Source organism: Streptomyces sp. NPDC002144 (assembly GCF_053593695.1).
Window position 1 is genome coordinate 1 of sequence record NZ_JBSFDB010000131.1, and the last position, 4,946, is coordinate 4,946.

Genomic DNA, 4,946 nt, shown 5'->3' on the forward strand with positions numbered 1-4,946 from the left:
CCTTGCCGTTGGTTCGGGGCAGCTGCTGTCTGAGAAGCAGAAAGCTCAACCCGCGAGGGAAGAATCTCCCTGCTTCAGCTGGGGGAGAAGTCAAGCGGCCCTCCTCTCGGGACGGGTGAGAACCACGGCGGTCTGGAATCCGCCGAAGCCGCTGCCGACCGTCAGCACCGCGTCGGTGCGGTGCTCGCGGGCGGTCAGGGGCACGTAGTCCAGGTCGCACTCGGGGTCGGGGGTGTGCAGATTGGCGGTGGGGGGCACCACGTTGTGCTCCATGGTCAGCGCCGACGCCGCGATCTCGATCGAGCCGATCGCGCCCAGCGAGTGTCCGACCATCGACTTGATGGAGCTGACGGGTGCGGCGTAGGCGTGTTCGCCCAGGCTCCGTTTGAACGCGGCCGTCTCGTGCCGGTCGTTCTGCTTGGTGCCCGAGCCGTGTGCGTTGATGTAGTCGATCTCCTCGGGGTTGACGTGCGCCTCGTCCAGGGCGACCCGGATCGCCTCCGCCATCTCCGCGCCGTCGGGGCGCAGACCGGTCATGTGGAAGGCGTTGCACCGCGAGGCGTAGCCCGCGACCTCGGCGTAGATGTGGGCGCCGCGCCGCTTCGCGCTCTCGAGTTCCTCCAGGACGAAAACGGCGGAACCCTCTCCCAGCACGAAGCCGTTGCGGGTCCCGTCGAAGGGGCGCGAGGCGTGCTCGGGGTCGTCGTTGCGCGGAGTCGTGGCCTTGATGGCGTCGAAGCACGCCATCGTGATGGGCGAGATCGGGGCGTCCGTGGCGCCGGCGACCATGATGTCGGCGGAGCCCTCCCGCAGCAGTTCCACCGCGTGACAGACCGCATCCAGGCCGGAGGTGCAGCCGGTGGAGACCACCGCGTTCGGCCCTTCGGCGCCCACGCTCCAGGCCACTTCGGCCGCGAACGAGCTGGGGACGAAATAGTTGTACAGGTGGGGCACCGCATAGGTGTGGTCGACGAGTTCGAGTCGTCCGGCGTCGCTGACCACCCGGTACTCCCAGTCCAGCCCCATGGTGGCACCCACCGCGCTGCCGATGGTGACGCCCACCCGGTACGGGTCCAGCTCGTCGAATTCGAGGCCGCTGTCACCGACCGCTTCCCGCGCGGCGACGACGGCGAGCTGGGCCGCGCGGTCCATGCGCCGCGTCTCCTGCGGGCTCAGGCCGTGTTCGTCCGGGTCGAAATCGATCTCGGCAGCCACCCGTGAGCGGAACTGGGAGGGGTCGAAGAAGGTGATGCGGCGGGTCGCGGTGCGTCCCGAGCTGAGCAGGCTCCAGAAGTTCTTGACGCCGATGCCGCCGGGCGCGACGACACCGATGCCCGTGATGACCACCCGACGTGCCGTCACGCCGACGCCTCCCAGCTGTAGAAGCGAGTGGCCATCGCATCGGAGGGGGAGCGCCAGGTCGCCGGGTCGTAGGCCTCGATGAACGGCTTGAGGTCGTCGCTGATCCGGATGAAACGCGGGTCCTGCTTGGCCTCCTCGATACGGTGGCCGCCGTTGTCCGAGTCGAAGTCCTGCAAGTGGAAGTACAGCCCTCGGTACGAGAACAGCTGACGGCGGCGGGTGCCCATCAGGTGGGGCATCTCCGTCTCGTCGAACGCGCGGAAGATGCGTGCGACGTCGTCGCTGGACCCGGGGTCCATCCGGGCCACGATGAGCGTGCTGTGCATGTCGGTTTGTCTCCTCACGACCAGTGGGGTCTTCGTACGTCACGGCCGTCGGGGGACCGGACGTGAACGGGGAGGCGGGGCCGTCGTCGGCCACGACACCGCCGACCGCACGACACGGCCGACCGGGCGGCGGCGCCTGGGTCCGGGACGAGCCGTGCGGTGGTTTCGAGTGCCGCACATGCGCCGCGAGCGCCATGGGCGACGTCCGGCGTGGTGCGGCGGTGCCGCGAAGGGGCGCGGGGAACTGCGCGACCGGTCACGACGGTTCCGCGGCCGATCGGCGGCGCAGGGCGGCACTTCTGACGGAGCGCCTAGCGGACCGGACCGAACCAGCGCTCCAGGGCCATGGGCAGGTCTCCGTGGCTGCCGGGTGCGGCCCAGGCCACGTATCCGTCGGGACGGACCAGCACGGCGGAGCTGCCGGCGAGCCGTTCGGCCGCGAGGGCGCCCTGGGGTACCGCCGTGACGATGTCGACGCGGTCCCGCCAGCCTGCCGTCCGGCGGCGCAGGGCGGCGTTGTCCTCCAGGTCCAGCAGCACGCCGCGCCCGGTGTGCAGCGCCTCGGTGCTGGTGGTCCGGGTGCCGTCGGGGCGGGCCAGCTCCACCTGCGGCATCCGCCGGCCGAGCAGGGCGTTCGTCCCGCCGCCGACGTCGTAGCGGATCTCCAGACCGCTGACCATGCCGGCCAGATGACGGCTGACCTCGCGGTACTGGATGAGCTCCGTCATCACGTCGCGCAGCGGCTGCATCTCGGGGCCGCTGAGGAAGAGCAGTCCCTGCGCCTGCGTGTTCATCAGCAGCCGCTTGCCGACCTGGTGACGCTCGTCGTGGTAGGTGTCCAGCAGGCCTTCCGGTGCCCGGCCCTGCACCACGGCGGCCAGTTTCCAGCCGAGGTTGACCGCATCCTGGATGCCGGTGTTCATGCCCTGCCCGCCGGCCGGCAGATGGATGTGGGCGGCGTCGCCGGCGAGCAGCACCCTGCCGCGCCGGTACTCGGTGACCTGGCGGGTGGCGTCGCCGAAGGAACTGACCCACACCGGCTCACCATGCGAGATGTCACCACCGGTCAGACGCTTCCAGGCGGCGGCCACTTCGTCGAACTCCGGCGGAGCGGTGCGGCGCCGCGGCGGGGTGCCGCGTTCGCAGACGATCAGCCGGGTGATCCCGCCCGGCAGGTGCCCGACCATGATCATGCCGCCGGGCAGGGTCTCGCCGATCATACGGGGCTCCAGGTCGAGGCCCCTGACGTCGGCCAGGAACATTTCCATCGTCGCGGCCGTGCCCGGGAAGTCGAAGCCCACCGCCTTGCGCACCGTGCTGCGGCCACCGTCGCACCCCACCAGGTAGGGGGCCGTGAACCGCTCGACACCGTGCGGGCCGCGCGCCTCCACCGTCACCGAGTCGCCCTCGTCCTTGAGCGCGATGACCTCGTGGCCGCGCCGGATGTCACCGCCGAGCTCGGTCACCCACTCCTCGAGGACCGTCTCGGTCTGCGACTGCGGGATGGTCTTCGCGGCCTGGTGGGCGCCGTCCAGCACTCCGAAGTCGACGGGCAGGCCGCCGAAGTGGCCCTGGTTGCTGATCTCGATCTCCCCGAACCGGGGCAGCAGCCCGCGTTGGTCGAAAACCTCCATGGTGCGTGCGGTGAAGCCAAGGCCGCGGGATTCCCCCGTGCGCCGGTCGAGACGCTCCAGTACGGTCACGCCGACACCGGCCAGGCGCAGCTCGCCCGCCAGCATCATGCCGGCCGGTCCCGCACCCACGACTATGACTTCGGCATCCATGTGCCTCTCCTTGGCCATGCGTCCTGTTCCTCGGAATGTCCTCGGTTCTCCGGTTCCGACCGCGACCGAATTTCCGCTTATTTCTCTTCCCGCGGTGCCGCGATCGTTCTCTGTCGCTCCCGCTCCGTCGGGCCGGGTGTTCCTGGTCACACCGACGGAATCCGCGGTCAATTATTGGGCGTATGTCCGGAGGGTCGACCGGCTGTTTTTCCGGGTGGTCGACCAGTAAATGCATATCCCTTTTTCATCATCCGCAAGCCCCTGCATTGCGTCAATGGCATCTTCGACAGACCTCTGCAAGGAAATGCAAAGCAATCGATCCCGTGGTTCGGACCGGTCAGTCCTTGATCTGGCAGATGACGGCGCCGGAGGTGACGGAGGCGCCGATCTCGGCGGTCAGGCCCTTGATGGTGCCGGAGCGGTGGGCGTTGAGGGGCTGTTCCATCTTCATGGCCTCCAGGACGACGACGAGGTCGCCTTCCTTGACCTCCTGGCCCTCCTCGACGGCGATCTTGACGATGGTGCCCTGCATCGGGGAGGCCAGGGTGTCGCCGGAGGCCACGGGCCCGGACTTCTTCGCCGCGCGCCGCTTGGGGCGGGCGCCGGCCGCCAGCCCGGCACGGGCCAGCGACATCCCCAGCGAGGCGGGCAGCGACACCTCCAGACGCTTGCCCCCGACTTCGACCATGACCGTCTCCCGGCCGGCGTCCTCCTCCGCCTCGGTGTCGGCGGCAGCGGTGAACGGCTTGATGTCGTTGACGAACTCGGTCTCGATCCAGCGGGTGTGGACCGTGAACGGGTCCTCGGAGCCGGCGAGCTCGGGCGCGAAAGCGGGATCCCTGACCACCGCACGGTGGAAGGGAAGCGCGGTGGCCATGCCCTCCACCCGGAACTCCTCCAGCGCCCGCGCCGCCCGCTGAAGCGCCTCCTTACGAGTACGGCCGGTGACGACCAGCTTGGCCAGCAGGGAGTCCCAGGCGGGGCCGATCACACTGCCGGACTCCACACCCGCGTCCAGGCGCACACCCGGACCGGAGGGCGCCTCGAAGGTGGTGACGGTGCCCGGGGCGGGCAGGAAGTTGCGGCCCGGGTCCTCGCCGTTGATGCGGAACTCGAAGGAGTGCCCGCGCAGCTCCGGATCGCCGTAACCGAGTTCTTCGCCGTCGGCGATGCGGAACATCTCCCGCACCAGGTCGATGCCGGCGACCTCCTCGGTCACCGGGTGCTCCACCTGCAGACGGGTGTTGACCTCCAGGAAAGAGATCGTGCCGTCCTGGCCGACCAGGAACTCACACGTGCCGGCGCCCTCGTAGGACGCCTCCTTCAAAATCGCCTTGGAGGCCCGGTACAGCTCCGCGACCTGCTCGTCCGTCAGGAACGGTGCGGGCGCCTCCTCGACCAGTTTCTGGTGGCGGCGCTGCAGCGAGCAGTCCCGGGTGGAGACCACGACCACGTTGCCGTGCTTGTCGGCCAG

General features: G+C 69.5%; 4 protein-coding genes. All 4 read right to left on the minus strand.

The features are described from left to right. Positions 1-90: 90 nt before the first annotated feature. Positions 91-1,362, minus strand: a complete 1,272-nt coding sequence (locus tag ACWCQ1_RS51595) for a beta-ketoacyl-[acyl-carrier-protein] synthase family protein (protein WP_451030076.1) — start codon at positions 1,360-1,362, stop codon at positions 91-93. Next, on the minus strand, positions 1,359-1,688 hold the full coding sequence (locus tag ACWCQ1_RS51600; RefSeq protein WP_133049624.1) for a TcmI family type II polyketide cyclase: 330 nt from the start codon (positions 1,686-1,688) through the stop codon (positions 1,359-1,361). The genes ACWCQ1_RS51595 and ACWCQ1_RS51600 overlap by 4 nt, the downstream gene beginning before the upstream one ends. Before the next feature lie 311 nt (positions 1,689-1,999). Next, positions 2,000-3,472, minus strand: a complete 1,473-nt coding sequence (locus ACWCQ1_RS51605; protein ID WP_133049625.1) for an FAD-dependent monooxygenase — start codon at positions 3,470-3,472, stop codon at positions 2,000-2,002. A gap of 337 nt (positions 3,473-3,809) precedes the next feature. Further along, positions 3,810-4,946: ATP-binding protein (locus tag ACWCQ1_RS51610; RefSeq protein WP_451030077.1), on the minus strand; the 1,137-nt coding region annotated here is incomplete at its 5' end.

Coding starts and splice junctions, on each gene's coding strand:
- ACWCQ1_RS51600 (WP_133049624.1), bottom strand. CDS start 1,688: ATGCACAGCACGCTCATCGTGGCCCGGATGGACCCCGGGTCCAGCGAC.
- ACWCQ1_RS51605 (WP_133049625.1), bottom strand. CDS start 3,472: ATGGATGCCGAAGTCATAGTCGTGGGTGCGGGACCGGCCGGCATGATG.